Origin of the sequence: Paenibacillus hebaui, from assembly GCF_051934385.1 — a bacterium.
Taxonomy (GTDB): Bacteria; Bacillota; Bacilli; order Paenibacillales; family Paenibacillaceae; genus Paenibacillus.
In genome coordinates, this window is the sequence record NZ_CP196836.1 from 6,328,459 (window position 1) to 6,343,317 (window position 14,859).

Here is a 14,859-nt window from a genome sequence, read left to right on the forward strand (position 1 = left end):
CCTTACAACGTGCATATTGGATAAGCCCTCGACCGATTAGTACTGGTCAGCTCCATGCATTGCTGCACTTCCACCCCCAGCCTATCTACCTCGTCGTCTTCAAGGGGTCTTACATACTGGGAAATCTCATCTTGAGGGGGGCTTCACGCTTAGATGCTTTCAGCGCTTATCCCTTCCGTACATAGCTACCCAGCGGTGCTCCTGGCGGAACAACTGGTACACCAGCGGTACGTCCATCCCGGTCCTCTCGTACTAAGGACAGCTCCTCTCAAATTTCCTACGCCCACGACAGATAGGGACCGAACTGTCTCACGACGTTCTGAACCCAGCTCGCGTACCGCTTTAATGGGCGAACAGCCCAACCCTTGGGACCTACTTCAGCCCCAGGATGCGATGAGCCGACATCGAGGTGCCAAACCTCCCCGTCGATGTGGACTCTTGGGGGAGATAAGCCTGTTATCCCCAGGGTAGCTTTTATCCGTTGAGCGATGGCCCTTCCATGCGGTACCACCGGATCACTAAGCCCGACTTTCGTCCCTGCTCGACTTGTAGGTCTCGCAGTCAAGCTCCCTTATGCCTTTGCACTCTTCGAATGATTTCCAACCATTCTGAGGGAACCTTTGGGCGCCTCCGTTACTCTTTAGGAGGCGACCGCCCCAGTCAAACTGCCCACCTGACACTGTCCCCGTACCGGATTACGGTACCAGGTTAGAACCTAGATACGATCAGGGTGGTATCCCAACGGTGCCTCCACGCAAGCTGGCGCTCACGTTTCTTAGGCTCCCACCTATCCTGTACAGATCGTACCCAAATTCAATATCAAGCTGCAGTAAAGCTCCATGGGGTCTTTCCGTCTTGTCGCGGGTAACCTGCATCTTCACAGGTATTAAAATTTCACCGGATCTCTCGTTGAGACAGCGCCCAAGTCGTTACGCCATTCGTGCGGGTCAGAATTTACCTGACAAGGAATTTCGCTACCTTAGGACCGTTATAGTTACGGCCGCCGTTTACTGGGGCTTCGGTTCACAGCTTCGGATTGCTCCTAACCACTCCCCTTAACCTTCCAGCACCGGGCAGGCGTCAGCCCGTATACTTCGCCTTACGGCTTCGCACAGACCTGTGTTTTTGCTAAACAGTCGCTTGGGCCTTTTCACTGCGGCCCCCTCGTGCTATTCACACTACCGGGGCACCCCTTCTCCCGAAGTTACGGGGTCATTTTGCCGAGTTCCTTAACGAGAGTTCTTCCGCGCGCCTTAGAATACTCTTCTCGCCTACCTGTGTCGGTTTGCGGTACGGGCACCATCACCTGGCTAGAGGCTTTTCTTGGCAGTGTGAGATCATGACCTTCGCTACTATAATTTTCGCTCCCCATCACAGCCCAGCCTTATCGATGTGCGGATTTGCCTACACATCAGCCTCACTGCTTAGACGGACATCCATCAGTCCGCGTCACTACCCTGCTGCGTCCCCCCATTGCTCATAACGGCTTACGGTGGTACAGGAATTTCGACCTGTTGTCCTTCGACTACGCCTTTCGGCCTCGCCTTAGGTCCCGACTTACCCTGAGCGGACGAGCCTTCCTCAGGAACCCTTAGGCTTTCGGCGGATCAGATTCTCACTGATCTTTTCGTTACTCATACCGGCATTCTCACTTGTATAATGTCCAGCGCTCCTTACGGTACACCTTCAACCCTTATACAACGCTCCCCTACCCCTGATGCAAAGCATCAAGCCATAGCTTCGGTGGTGTGTTTAGCCCCGTTACATTTTCGGCGCAGAGTCACTCGACCAGTGAGCTATTACGCACTCTTTCAATGGTGGCTGCTTCTAAGCCAACATCCTGGTTGTCTGGGCAACTCCACATCCTTTTCCACTTAACACACACTTGGGGACCTTAGCTGATGGTCTGGGCTGTTTCCCTTTTGACAATGGATCTTAGCACTCACTGTCTGACTCCCGGAAGTAAGTCTATGGCATTCGGAGTTTGACTGAGCTTGGTAACCCTTGCGGGCCCCGCACCCAATCAGTGCTCTACCTCCACGACTCTGTTTTCCGAGGCTAGCCCTAAAGCTATTTCGGGGAGAACCAGCTATCTCCGAGTTCGATTGGAATTTCTCCGCTACCCCCACCTCATCCCCGCATTTTTCAACATGCGTGGGTTCGGGCCTCCAGTGCGTGTTACCGCACCTTCACCCTGGACAGGGGTAGATCACCCGGTTTCGGGTCTACGTCCACGTACTAACTCGCCCTATTCAGACTCGCTTTCGCTGCGGCTCCGGCTCATCACCTTAACCTTGCACGGGAACGTAACTCGCCGGTTCATTCTACAAAAGGCACGCCATCACCCCTAAAACGGGCTCTGACTTTTTGTAAGCACACGGTTTCAGGTTCTATTTCACTCCCCTTCCGGGGTGCTTTTCACCTTTCCCTCACGGTACTGCTTCACTATCGGTCGCTAGGAAGTATTTAGCCTTGGCAGATGGTCCTGCCGGATTCATACGGGGTTTCACGTGCCCCGCACTACTCGGGATCCGTCTCGGAGAGAACAGACTTTCAACTACAGGGCTTTTACCTTCTTTGGCGGGCCTTTCCAGACCTCTTCGCTTAATCGGTTCCTTTGTAACTCCATGTGAGACGTCCCACAACCCCAAAGAGCAAGCTCTCTGGTTTGGGCTTCTCCGCGTTCGCTCGCCGCTACTGACGGAATCACTATTGTTTTCTCTTCCTCAGGGTACTTAGATGTTTCAGTTCCCCTGGTATGCCTCTGCACAACCTATGTATTCAGTTGTGAGTAACTGGAAATTACCCCAGCTGGGTTTCCCCATTCGGACACCCCCGGATCAAAGCTTGCTTACAGCTCCCCGAGGCAGTTTCGTTGTTCGCCACGTCCTTCATCGGCTCCTAGCGCCTAGGCATCCTCCGTGTGCTCTTAGTAGCTTAACCATATCGCTCGTGTTCGAGCTGTCGCTCCGCTTGTTTTGGACTACGTCCAAAGCCAAAAGTCGCTCCATTTCGATCACTCGCTCATGCAATCTACCTTATAAACACTTCACTTGTTTACACAAGATCAGCTTAAAGGAATGTTCTAAATCGCAAAATTTCGTTTCGATATCTAGTTTTCAAAGAACAAGCTTGTAAAATCTTGTTGGTGGAGCCAAGCGGGATCGAACCGCTGACCTCCTGCTTGCAAGGCAGGCGCTCTCCCAGCTGAGCTATGGCCCCATATATTTTTTTAAGGTAAAAATGGTGGGCCCTGGTGGACTCGAACCACCGGCCTCACCCTTATCAGAGGTGCGCTCTAACCAACTGAGCTAAGGGCCCACATTATATATTATATTCGAACCCAAAATGGGTCACGCTTGGCGGCGTTCTACTCTCCCAGGACCCTGCGGTCCAAGTACCATCGACGCTGAAGGGCTTAACGGTCGTGTTCGGGATGGGAACGTGTGGAACCCCTTCGCTATCGCCACCAAACGCTTGAGAATTTGAGCTCTCAAAACTGAGCAACGAGTGAGTTAAAAGCTTTACGAAGTAAAGCTCGCTTCGGAAGCATGCTTCCTGAAGACTTGGTTTTGAATGTTTCCACTCGGGAAACGATTCTCCATAGAAAGGAGGTGATCCAGCCGCACCTTCCGATACGGCTACCTTGTTACGACTTCACCCCAATCATCTATCCCACCTTCGGCGGCTGGCTCCTTGCGGTTACCCCACCGACTTCGGGTGTTATAAACTCTCGTGGTGTGACGGGCGGTGTGTACAAGACCCGGGAACGTATTCACCGCGGCATGCTGATCCGCGATTACTAGCAATTCCGACTTCATGCAGGCGAGTTGCAGCCTGCAATCCGAACTGAGACCGGCTTTGTTGGGATTCGCTCCATCTCGCGATTTCGCAGCCCGTTGTACCGGCCATTGTAGTACGTGTGTAGCCCAGGTCATAAGGGGCATGATGATTTGACGTCATCCCCACCTTCCTCCGGTTTGTCACCGGCAGTCTATCTAGAGTGCCCACCCGAAGTGCTGGCAACTAAATATAAGGGTTGCGCTCGTTGCGGGACTTAACCCAACATCTCACGACACGAGCTGACGACAACCATGCACCACCTGTCTCCTCTGTCCCGAAGGAAAGATACATCTCTGCATCGATCAGAGGGATGTCAAGACCTGGTAAGGTTCTTCGCGTTGCTTCGAATTAAACCACATACTCCACTGCTTGTGCGGGTCCCCGTCAATTCCTTTGAGTTTCAGTCTTGCGACCGTACTCCCCAGGCGGAGTGCTTAATGTGTTAACTTCGGCACCAAGGGTATCGAAACCCCTAACACCTAGCACTCATCGTTTACGGCGTGGACTACCAGGGTATCTAATCCTGTTTGCTCCCCACGCTTTCGCGCCTCAGCGTCAGTTACAGCCCAGAGAGTCGCCTTCGCCACTGGTGTTCCTCCACATATCTACGCATTTCACCGCTACACGTGGAATTCCACTCTCCTCTTCTGCACTCAAGTCACCCAGTTTCCAGTGCGATCCGGGGTTGAGCCCCGGGATTAAACACCAGACTTAAATGACCGCCTGCGCGCGCTTTACGCCCAATAATTCCGGACAACGCTTGCCCCCTACGTATTACCGCGGCTGCTGGCACGTAGTTAGCCGGGGCTTTCTTCTCAGGTACCGTCACTCCTTGAGCAGTTACTCTCAAGGACGTTCTTCCCTGGCAACAGAGCTTTACGATCCGAAAACCTTCATCACTCACGCGGCATTGCTCCGTCAGGCTTTCGCCCATTGCGGAAGATTCCCTACTGCTGCCTCCCGTAGGAGTCTGGGCCGTGTCTCAGTCCCAGTGTGGCCGATCACCCTCTCAGGTCGGCTACGCATCGTCGCCTTGGTGAGCCGTTACCTCACCAACTAGCTAATGCGCCGCAGGCCCATCCCCAAGTGACAGATTGCTCCGTCTTTCCAGTTTCCTTCAGGAGAAGAAAACAAGTATTCGGTATTAGCTACCGTTTCCGGTAGTTGTCCCAAGCTTGAGGGCAGGTTGCCTACGTGTTACTCACCCGTCCGCCGCTAAGTATCAAGGAAGCAAGCTTCCTATCCACTCCGCTCGACTTGCATGTATTAGGCATGCCGCCAGCGTTCGTCCTGAGCCAGGATCAAACTCTCCAATAAAGTATTGAAAAGAGCGATAAGCTCATTTTGAATCTGACGAGATTAAAAATCTCATTTGTGCTCCAGTCGATTCAAGCCAAGGCTTGTCTCAAACTTTCGCGTTCATTCTGCAAGCAAAATGTTTACTCACTCGTTGTTCAGTTTTCAAAGATCAAACATTCAATTTGTTACTGTTTTTCAAGTTGTCGTTGTTTTCAGCGGCAACTTTTATAATATATCATGTGTCAGTTTACTTTGCAAGCACTTTTTTTCGATTTAATTTCAATCGTTTGTCTCAGCACTTATCCAAGTGAACAATTCCTTAAAAAAGGAACGAAAATTAATTTATCATATGATTTAGAAAAGGTCAACCTTTTATCGACAAATTCTTTCAGTGCCTTAGTTAATCCATTACAGATTCATGATGTTTGAGGTACAGCGCGTGCTTTACGGGCCGCACCTCTCTTACACTGATGGACTAAGGATATACCACTACCGATATATTTATGGCTTGGATGTTTTCAATTTGCCGCCTCTTGCATATTTGGATAACTCTTTAGGTGGCGCAAAGCGTGCATACATTCGAAATACAGTCTTGTATCGACTCGCAATAGCGTATTTAATCTCTTGATCGAGGCGATTGTCACTTAGGTCAAACAACATTTCATCCAATTCTTTGCGTAGTACATAATCCAGTTCTTTGCATTCCTTCTCGTTAAACAGCATACCCAGCATTAGAGTTCTCCTTTTTCTGCATATGGATAATGGCGCGCCCGTGTATATCTGTTATCCGTGATCATCTAATCAGGGCTTATATCGAACAACGCCGGTTTTAGCAGCAACCCAGAATCCTTTTCTTTGTCTTTTTGTGGTTGCTGCTGAAACCCGTTTTATTGTTATGGTCAACTTTCTGAAAATTTATGAATGTTATCCCATACAAATTTATCCTCGTACCAGGCTGTAAGTGAGTGTACTTTCGATAATAGCTGCAATAAGAAGCAAAATCACAATCCAGCAGGACGCGGTTACGGTAGTACGCATGTATGTCCCCCACTGGTTGCCAATCATATGCCGTTTGGCTCCCCCAAGTTGTACAAGACTTTTGACAACCAGGCCACCAAACCTGAGACCGAATGCACAAGCAATAATAATCACCGGAATCTCAATAATGCCATGGGGAAGGAGTCCCTTAACGACAATATCAAAGAAACTCGCTCCATAGTTCATTGTGGTGTGTACCAAAAATCCGATAACCATTCCATTGATCAACAGGAAAATGACTGGCAAGATCCCGAAGAAAATACCGGCATAGATGACGAGCACACTTTTGATAGCATTGTTAAAAAAGATAAAGAGGAAAAAGTTCCATTGCACATTGCCCCCCTGCTCCAGCCGTTCGCTAACCTCTCGTAATCCTCCAATTTGGTTCAACAACAGCTCCTCTAACGGACCCGTACTAACCCACCCTGTACCTATCCCAACCACAAACAACACAACAGACCAGATTAATGCACTACGAATGGAACCTAGACCTCTAAGAAATGTACTGAATTTTAACATAATAACCTCCTGTGGAACCAAGATAATGGACAAACAAACGTCTAATACGAATAACTGTGAGGTACGAGCATACATTGGAGAGTAAACAAGCATTTCTTATGGGAGAGGGGCGCTTATTGAAATGAACTCGTTCTATGTATTTAGCGGAAAAAAGATCAAACGTTTCCTGATTGTGCTAGTTGCTGCCATCTTTGCGATCGGGATTATCTATCTGGAGAGCGGCAATATTTCCGTTTTCTCGGAGGAGACACCTTCCGCCGTGTACAGCGTTCCAACGGAGAAGAAGGTTATTGCGTTAACCTTTGATGTTAGCTGGGGAGATAAACGGACTGAGCCCATTTTGAAAGTCCTCCAAGATAATAAGGTGCAGAAGGCCACCTTTTTCTTATCCTCCCCCTGGAGCAAGACTCACCCCGAGATTGTCACAGCGATCAAAGACGCAGGGTACGAAATTGGCAGCCATGGGCACAAACACGACAATTACACCCGTCTGACTGAAGAAGAAATCCGTAAGGAAATTTCGACAGCTCATAGCATTTTAACCGATTTAACGGGAAAAGAACCGAAATTGCTGCGTTTGCCCAATGGCGACTTTGACAAACGTGTCCTTCAGGTTGCTAACAGTCTAAACTACCAAGTTGTGCAGTGGGATACCGACTCGCAGGATTGGAAGAATCCAGGTGTACAGACCATTGTTGATCGTGTTGTCAGCAAAGCACACCCGGGTGACATCGTGTTGCTGCACGCCAGTGATTCCTCGAAACAAACGCATGAAGCACTACCTGTCATTATCGATAAGTTAAAGAAACAAGGGTATGAATTCGTTACGGTCTCCGAGCTGCTGAATCATTCAAGTGTCAAAGGTACTGAGGTTCGCGATCAAGCCAGCATACAGTGAATATTAGATCATACTGTCCAACTTACATTTAACCATTAGAACATCCCAATGTAAAAAGGCGCTGGAGCGCCTAAAAATCAAAAGAGCTAACCAGGTTAGCTCTTTTTGACGTTTTTTCGTAAGTGCTAGCACTATGCGAGGCTTTCTTTTACCTGATCCGTCTTTTCGCTTAGCTCCTGCTCCATAGAGCCACCTACCAACCTATGTAGTATCAGCATTTGGTATGCATTACATATCAGTAATGGAACCACAATAAAGATGGTCGCTGCATTCACATCAATTCGCAACACGCCGATCGTCTCAACCACGGTAATAGCCACCATGAAAAAGAGCGTAGGTACCAGCGCCGAAATATGTGTCTGTTTCACCTTCACGTAAGCGGTAACAATTGCCGTTGCTAAAATAATAAGCCCAAGCATAATATCGGATAGGCGCTCTCTGCCTCCACCGACAAACAGTCGCAAAAACATCACGTCAAGCAACGCGAGCACGGTCAGAACAATCTGCACGATTTGCCAACCTCGTTTAGGAAATACACCCTTACCCATGTAGTTCAATATCAAGTATGCGAAGAAACCCATTTGCGAATACACACTAATCATAATGCCGGACCCAAATAGTATCAGGAGATACAGTAAAAAATCGGTCAATCCTTTCATTTTCTCTCCGTTAACCAGCATCATAATCAGACCAGTCATTAACGATCCTGCAGCCCCGATAAGCAAAGCTGTCCAAAATAGGAAAAACCATTTACGTAAATTCAAATGTTTTCCACCCCCGAGAGTTTATTTTACCAACCTTCACAGCAAAAAACCATCATCGTTCAACATATTTAGCAGTTTCCCATCACATACTACAAGCAGTATCTAATCCAAGGAGGGGTTGTAACATGAAACGGCCTTTGTGGCAGTTATATTGTGCCGTATTTGGGCTTTCGCTCATGCTTGCTGGTTGCGGTTCAGATCAGAACTATTCGCCTCCTCAGGGCGGTTATAAAGAGATGAAAACCATGGTCGTGGATATTCTCAAAAGTGATGAAGGCAAGAAAGCGGTCGAAGAAGCCCTTACTGGACAAAGTTCTTCCGGTTCCGGTGGCGGAGAAAGTGGAGGCTCTGGCCAAGGTGGTGCTTCAGGCGGCGGATCTGGAACAGTCGGTATGAAAATGTTAATGCCAATGCAATCTTCGGAACAAATACGTATTGCTGTCAAAGATACCATCACGGCTCCAGAATACCAAAAGGAATTTGAAAAAATCATGACAGACCCGCAGTTTGCCGGTGAATTCGCCAAAGTGATTAACTCCCAAAGCAAACAATTGCATATGCAGTTAATCAAGGACCCCACGTATCAAAAATCCATTGGGGATGTCATGAAATCACCGGAGGTATCCAAGATGTTTATGGACATGACCAAAACACCTGAATATCGTAAACAAACAATGACTGTGATGCAAGAAGTTATGCAGAACCCTTTATTCCGGATGGAAGTGCTGACCCTTCTTAAGAAAGTCGTGCAGGAAGAGCTGCAACCCAAAGTAGAGAGCGGCGGAAAACAAGAAGAACAGCAAGACGGACAAAGTAAGGATGACGGCGGTGACGGCGGAAGTGGTGGCGGCGGCGACGAAGGTGGTGGAAGCTCATAAACAAGCATGAAGTGAACGTTGCTACTGTTAAATTGTAATTTGATATTTGTTATTTGTCTTATCTGCTGAAACAAAGCCTACATCCGATGGATGCAGGCTTTTATTTTCGTTCGTATGCTATTAGAATTTGCGATCGACCGAGCGGGCAACTTCATCATAAATTGCACCTATACGGCTATCCGCCTTGTATACGGATGGCGAGAAATCAGGCTCGGAAATATGATTATCCGGTGTACCTAATGGAATTTGTGCAAGTAGACCGGTGTGGAGACTCTCGGCAAGTCGGCCGCCGCCACCCCGACCAAACACATAATCTTTCTCTCCACAGTTTCCACATTCATAGTAAGCCATATTCTCTACAACACCAAGCAGCTCATGATCTGTCTGAATCGCCATTGCTCCTGCACGCGCGGCTACAAAAGCTGCTGTTGCATGTGGTGTCGTAACAATGATCTCTTTGCTGTGTGGCAGCATCTGATGTACGTCCAATGCAACGTCACCTGTGCCTGGAGGCAGATCAAGCAGTATATAATCCAGCTCTCCCCAATTTACATCGGTAAAGAATTGGCGCAGCATCCGCCCCAGCATCGGTCCACGCCAGATCACCGGATTGTTTTCCCGAATAAAGAATCCCATCGACATGACTTTTACACCAAAACGCTCAACGGGTTGAATGATCCCCTCTTCTACAACGGGGTATTCTTCAATCCCCATCATATCGGGTACACTAAAACCGTATATATCTGCATCAATCAAACCCACTTTTTTGCCTTGACGTGCAAGAGCAGCAGCCAGATTAACGGTAACCGTCGATTTGCCGACCCCACCTTTACCACTGGCCACAGCAATAAAACGTACACCGGACTCAGGACTTAGCAACTCATGTCCATCCAGACCCGCTGCATGACCTTTGACGAGTACTTCATCCGGGTCTTCCTCATTATCAGGTTGTCCCATATTCAGGCTCTCACGCTCATGCTCAGACGCTGCACGCAGGCGAATATGTACATCCTTCAATCCGTGTTGGGATAACAGATTGCGCGTGGCATCACTCAGAGCCGTTGTATCCTCAGAGCGGTTCTCCAACGTCACAATAGTAAGAGCAATATGATCTTCTTTAACCATGATATTGCGGATCCACTGCAGTTCGGTCAGACTTACTCCCAATTGGGGTTCCTGTAATGGCTGCAACAGTTCAAGTATCTGTTCTTTGGATAACATCAGACAGCACCTCAGCTTTATCTATTGGCATGTAATTAGGTATGCTGTTCCAATTATATCATTACCTTTCTCGTTGTGACTAACTTTTAGGATGTTCTCCCGAGGAATAACGGAGAATTCCGTTATAGATGGATGCAGCTACTTTACGCTGATAGGTTTCATCTGCGAGCATACGTGCCTCTTCCGGATGAGAAAGAAACCCCACTTCCACTAGTGCCGATGGGATCTTCAGGGCCTGCAACAAATAAACGGTGTTCACCGTTTTGGCGATTCGATCTGTATTTTCCAAATTGCGAATCATTTCTTGTTGAAGCAGGTTGGCCAGTCCTTCATTATCCGGATGGTTCGGTGTATAAAAAACTTGTGCCCCACTCCATCGATTCGAAGGAACACTATTCATGTGAATACTAATAAAGAGATCTGCCTGTTTATCCTCGATTCGTCTTACTCTTTGTTTAAGATCTTCCGTCTTCCGTTTCGAGTACCCCTTAGTATCTGACTCCGCCAGATCTGTGTCTATTTCTCGGGTCATGACAACGAGAGCACCGGCTTGTTGCAGATAATCTCGTACATACAGGGCAATGGACAAATTAATATCTTTCTCAATCACTCCCTGCTTACTAACTGCTCCTCCATCGGGTCCCCCATGTCCTGCATCAATGGCTATGACTTTACCTGCTAACGGCAAACTCCAGTAGCCGGACATTTTGGATGAAGGAAGTTCATACGTTACCACCGCCACAAACATGGCTAGCAGACAGAGACTAAGCATGACCCTTTTAATTGTCCGCAACCTGATCCAGACTACAAAATGCTTCCCCATATTTTTACGCATAAAAAAAACCACCTCGTCCCTATAAATGACTCTAATCATCTATATGGGACAAGGTGGACAAATATACCGTTAGGACCGGACTTGCTCAGCCATTCCTTCAATCAGCACCTCAGCTACTTCTGGTCGCGTAAACTCAGGTGGTGGGCATTTACCGTCACGTAGCAAACCGCGTACTTTCGTACCGGATAGAGCCATATGGTGCTCCTTATCATGCGGACAGGTTTTGCTGGAAGCCATATTTCCACATTTGGTACAGAAGAAACTATGTTCAAAGAACAAAGGTGTGATATCGAGTTCTTCGGCTGTGAAGTTGGAGAAGATCTCCTGTGCTTCATAGGTTCCATAGTAGTCGCCCACACCTGCATGATCCCGACCCACTATAAAGTGGGTACAACCGTAATTTTTACGCACCATCGCATGGAAAATCGCTTCCCGTGGACCTGCATACCGCATAGCCGCAGGAAAGACACCAAGGAACGCACGATCAGATGGGTAATAGTTCTCCAGCAACACCAGATAACTTTTCATCCGCACATCAGCAGGAACATCATCCGATTTGGTTTCTCCTACGAGCGGGTTAAGAAACAGGCCATCCACAATCTCCATTGCACTCTTCTGAATGTACTCATGAGCACGATGGACTGGATTACGTGTCTGAAAACCAACAACGGTATTCCAACCCTTCTCCTGAAAAGTTTGACGTGTCTCTGCAGGGTCATAATAGAACTGTTCGAATTTGGCAGGTTTAGGGCGAGTTAAAACCTGAATCGGTCCTCCTACATAAGTTGCAGGTCGTTCCAACAGCTTTTTCACACCCGGATGCTCCGGATCATCGGTCTTGAATACACGACGTGCTTCTTCACCCTGATCCACCTTGTATATGCTCTTCACCTCAAGCAGTCCATAGGTTACCCCATCATGATCGCCAACAAGTGCCACAGTCTCCCCAAGCTTGAGTGATGCAACCTGTTGCTCATCTACAGCCAGTGTGATGGGTATACTCCACACTGTACCATCTGCAAGACGCATACGTGATAGCACGGAAAGATAGTCTTCTTCATTCATGAAACCCTGTAATGGTGAGAATGCACCCACACCGATCAGATCGAGATCCGAAATTGTCCAAGTGTTAATACGTAAAGAAGACAGCTTCTCACTCTCTCGTAATAATTGTTCCCGTTCTTCTCCTTGTACGACACGCTGTACCAGCGCACCTCCATGAGGCAGAATCGAAGTCATCTTGTCAGCTCCCTGTTTCTCCAATTTTATCATGAAAAAATATTGCCAAATTATTTTGAACATTACTCAGCATTGAATTATTTATGAAGACCACATTCCGTTTTGTCATTACCAGACCAGCGTCCGGCACGTGGATCCTCACCAGGCATAACCTGACGTGTGCAATACTCACAGCCAATGCTTGGGTAGTTTTGATCATGCAGCGGATTGTATACGACGTTATTGGCACGAATATAATCCCACACGTCCTCAGTCGTCCAATGAGCAATGGGGTTAAACTTCATGAGTCCAAACTTTGCATCATACTCGACCTTCTTCGAATTTGCACGCGTCGGTGCCTGATCTCTCCGAATTCCCGTGATCCATGCATCATACTGGGATAGTATACGTGTCAGCGGCTCAACTTTGCGGATATTACAACATGCATTGGGATCCGACTTCCACAATTGCTCTCCATGTTGAGCGGCTTGCTCTTCAGGCGTGATCTTGGGTGCAACACGGACAAATTCAAGATTATACTTCTCCTGCATTATGTCACGTGTCTCGTAAGTTTCCTTAAAATGAAAATCAGTGTCTAGATAAAATACATCTGTGGATGGACTTATCTTCTGGAGCATATCTACAAGTACAACATCTTCTGCACCGAAGCTGCATGCAAAAGTGATATTTGGAAACGTCTCAATTGCATAACGGATAATGTCTTCCGGACTCGCATTTTCCAACTCTTCAGCTTTGGTGCGTGCAAGCTCTTCTTTCTCCAACAAGTTCATTTCTAAATTTCCCCCATTCTGCATTTCAACAAATCATTAAAGCCGACTAATCTAATATGAATTATGTATAGTATAAATCTTTCACCTAGGATGTCAATGCCTGCCATATGGAAAAATAAATCATTTGGAGCTCATTGGTGTAGGCATATTTGTTAAGTCAATTGGTTCAATTTGTTCAAACTTTCATTGGAAGGATAAGAATTGAACACGTTGCTCATCATATTCTACTGACTATTAAGATAGCTATCAGCCCCTAAATCCTTGCCCCTTCTGGGTTTATCGTTCTGAATCTATGATGAGTACATTTCATAATAACCTGGAGCGATAGAAGCTTATATATAGATATTCATTTTTGAAGCTGAAATACCATCTGATATCTCCCCCTTCACTTGTAAGTTACTTTTATCGAAACCATAAGAAAGACTGATGATTGGTAAGCAAAGAATTGGCGTAGAACTGTTTCACGAAGAAGATACATGGGGGATCAAACGAAGCGTAAGTAGGTGTGTGTTGCACGAGTGCTGACGAATTAAAATTAGACAACGATAGAACGACAATTTCAAAAAGCTTATTTACATACAAAAAAGCCTTTGACCGAGGCCAAAGGCTTGTAATGCATATTAACGTTTGGAGAACTGAGGAGCGCGACGTGCGGCTTTGAGACCGTATTTTTTACGTTCTTTCATCCGTGGGTCACGAGTCAGGAATCCAGCTTTTTTCAGGGAAGCACGGTATTCCGGATCTGCTTTCAACAGAGCGCGGGAGATACCATGACGGATCGCACCGGCTTGACCGGAGATACCGCCACCATGAGCGATAACAAGAACGTCATAATTGCCGAGCGTTTCTGTCAGGTTCAGTGGTTGTTTTACGATCAGTTTGAGTGTTTCCAAACCGAAGTATTCATTAATATCACGTTTATTGATGACAATGCGTCCTTCACCCGGTACAAGGCGAACACGTGCTACCGAATGTTTACGACGACCTGTCCCATAGTATTGTACTTGTGCCATGAAACTGTCCTCCTTTTAATTAACCGCGAAGTTCGTAAACTTCTGGTTTTTGTGCTGCATGTGGATGCTCAGCGCCTTTGTACGCTTTAAGTCTCAGCTTCATTTTCTCGCCCATGCGAGTTTTAGGAAGCATACCGCGAACAGCCAATTCCAAGACACGTTCCGGTTTGTTTTTAATCATTTCCTCAGCAGTTGTTACTTTCAAACCACCTGGGTGCATTGAGTGACGGTAGTATTTTTTATCTTGCATTTTATTACCAGTCAATACGATTTTCTCAGCATTGATGACAACAACGAAATCGCCAGTGTCCACATGTGGAGTGAATTGAGGCTTGTGTTTGCCGCGGATCAAAGCAGCTGCTTCGGTAGCCAAACGTCCGAGCGTTTTACCTTCGGCATCAATGATGTGCCATTGGCGCTCAAGTTCATTAGGCTTCGCCATGTACGTTGTACGCATGAAAAGTTCCTCCTTGAAATGTTCATAATCAAATTTTCATTTATCTTCGTTCATTAGATAATAACTTTTTAGGTGTTGATGGATA

The 14,859-nt window shown here is 47.2% G+C and carries 11 protein-coding genes, 2 tRNA genes and 3 rRNA genes; 2 read left to right on the top strand and 14 right to left on the bottom strand.

Going from position 1 to position 14,859, the window contains the following annotated elements; translation table 11 throughout:
- Positions 1-16: 16 nt before the first annotated feature.
- The 7 genes from ACR32F_RS28515 to ACR32F_RS28545 all read right to left on the bottom strand — a co-directional run bounded on the left by ACR32F_RS28515 (position 17) and on the right by ACR32F_RS28545 (position 6,699).
- Positions 17-2,943 (bottom strand): 23S ribosomal RNA (locus tag ACR32F_RS28515).
- A gap of 203 nt (positions 2,944-3,146) precedes the next feature.
- Positions 3,147-3,222, bottom strand: a tRNA-Ala gene (locus ACR32F_RS28520).
- Positions 3,223-3,244: 22 nt separating this feature from the next.
- Positions 3,245-3,321 (bottom strand) — tRNA-Ile (locus ACR32F_RS28525).
- 36 nt (positions 3,322-3,357) lie between these two features.
- Positions 3,358-3,474, bottom strand: a 5S ribosomal RNA gene (gene rrf / locus ACR32F_RS28530).
- A 133-nt stretch (positions 3,475-3,607) separates the two neighbouring features.
- Positions 3,608-5,160 (bottom strand): 16S ribosomal RNA (locus tag ACR32F_RS28535).
- Together the 16S, 23S and 5S rRNA genes with 2 tRNA genes alongside form the textbook arrangement of a ribosomal RNA operon.
- A 483-nt stretch (positions 5,161-5,643) precedes the next feature.
- On the bottom strand, positions 5,644-5,874 hold the full coding sequence (locus tag ACR32F_RS28540; RefSeq protein WP_440113104.1) for a hypothetical protein: 231 nt from the start codon (positions 5,872-5,874) through the stop codon (positions 5,644-5,646).
- A 207-nt stretch (positions 5,875-6,081) separates the two neighbouring features.
- The gene (locus ACR32F_RS28545) at positions 6,082-6,699 is read right to left on the bottom strand and encodes a stage II sporulation protein M (protein WP_440113107.1); all 618 of its coding nucleotides are present in this window, start codon (positions 6,697-6,699) and stop codon (positions 6,082-6,084) included.
- A 121-nt stretch (positions 6,700-6,820) separates the two neighbouring features.
- Here ACR32F_RS28545 and pdaB point away from each other — a divergent pair, with 121 nt between their 5' ends.
- The gene (pdaB, locus tag ACR32F_RS28550) at positions 6,821-7,597 is read left to right on the top strand and encodes a polysaccharide deacetylase family sporulation protein PdaB (RefSeq protein ID WP_440113110.1); all 777 of its coding nucleotides are present in this window, start codon (positions 6,821-6,823) and stop codon (positions 7,595-7,597) included.
- A gap of 131 nt (positions 7,598-7,728) precedes the next feature.
- Here pdaB and ACR32F_RS28555 read toward each other — a convergent pair whose 3' ends face one another.
- Positions 7,729-8,361, bottom strand: coding sequence for a KinB-signaling pathway activation protein (locus ACR32F_RS28555; RefSeq protein ID WP_440113113.1), 633 nt, complete (start codon positions 8,359-8,361; stop codon positions 7,729-7,731).
- Between the two features lie 125 nt (positions 8,362-8,486).
- Here ACR32F_RS28555 and gerD point away from each other — a divergent pair, with 125 nt between their 5' ends.
- Positions 8,487-9,239: a spore germination lipoprotein GerD gene (gene gerD / locus ACR32F_RS28560; RefSeq protein WP_440113116.1), complete on the top strand. Its 753-nt coding sequence runs from the start codon at positions 8,487-8,489 to the stop codon at positions 9,237-9,239.
- Positions 9,240-9,359: 120 nt separating this feature from the next.
- Here gerD and ACR32F_RS28565 read toward each other — a convergent pair whose 3' ends face one another.
- The 6 genes from ACR32F_RS28565 to rplM all read right to left on the bottom strand — a co-directional run bounded on the left by ACR32F_RS28565 (position 9,360) and on the right by rplM (position 14,774).
- Positions 9,360-10,460 carry a P-loop NTPase gene (locus tag ACR32F_RS28565; protein ID WP_440113119.1) on the bottom strand — a complete coding sequence of 367 codons (1,101 nt, stop codon included), beginning with the start codon at positions 10,458-10,460 and terminating at the stop codon, positions 9,360-9,362.
- 79 nt (positions 10,461-10,539) lie between these two features.
- The gene (gene cwlD / locus ACR32F_RS28570; RefSeq protein ID WP_440113122.1) at positions 10,540-11,295 is read right to left on the bottom strand and encodes an N-acetylmuramoyl-L-alanine amidase CwlD; all 756 of its coding nucleotides are present in this window, start codon (positions 11,293-11,295) and stop codon (positions 10,540-10,542) included.
- 69 nt (positions 11,296-11,364) lie between these two features.
- Entirely contained in the window at positions 11,365-12,534 is a 1,170-nt protein-coding gene (gene sat / locus ACR32F_RS28575; protein WP_440113124.1) for a sulfate adenylyltransferase, read from the bottom strand.
- 77 nt (positions 12,535-12,611) lie between these two features.
- The gene (locus ACR32F_RS28580; protein WP_440113127.1) at positions 12,612-13,304 is read right to left on the bottom strand and encodes a phosphoadenylyl-sulfate reductase; all 693 of its coding nucleotides are present in this window, start codon (positions 13,302-13,304) and stop codon (positions 12,612-12,614) included.
- 620 nt (positions 13,305-13,924) lie between these two features.
- A complete protein-coding gene (rpsI, locus tag ACR32F_RS28585) occupies positions 13,925-14,317 on the bottom strand; it encodes a 30S ribosomal protein S9 (protein WP_440113130.1) in 393 nt (130 codons plus the stop codon).
- A 19-nt stretch (positions 14,318-14,336) separates the two neighbouring features.
- A complete protein-coding gene (gene rplM, locus ACR32F_RS28590; protein ID WP_440113133.1) occupies positions 14,337-14,774 on the bottom strand; it encodes a 50S ribosomal protein L13 in 438 nt (145 codons plus the stop codon).
- Positions 14,775-14,859 lie beyond the last annotated feature (85 nt).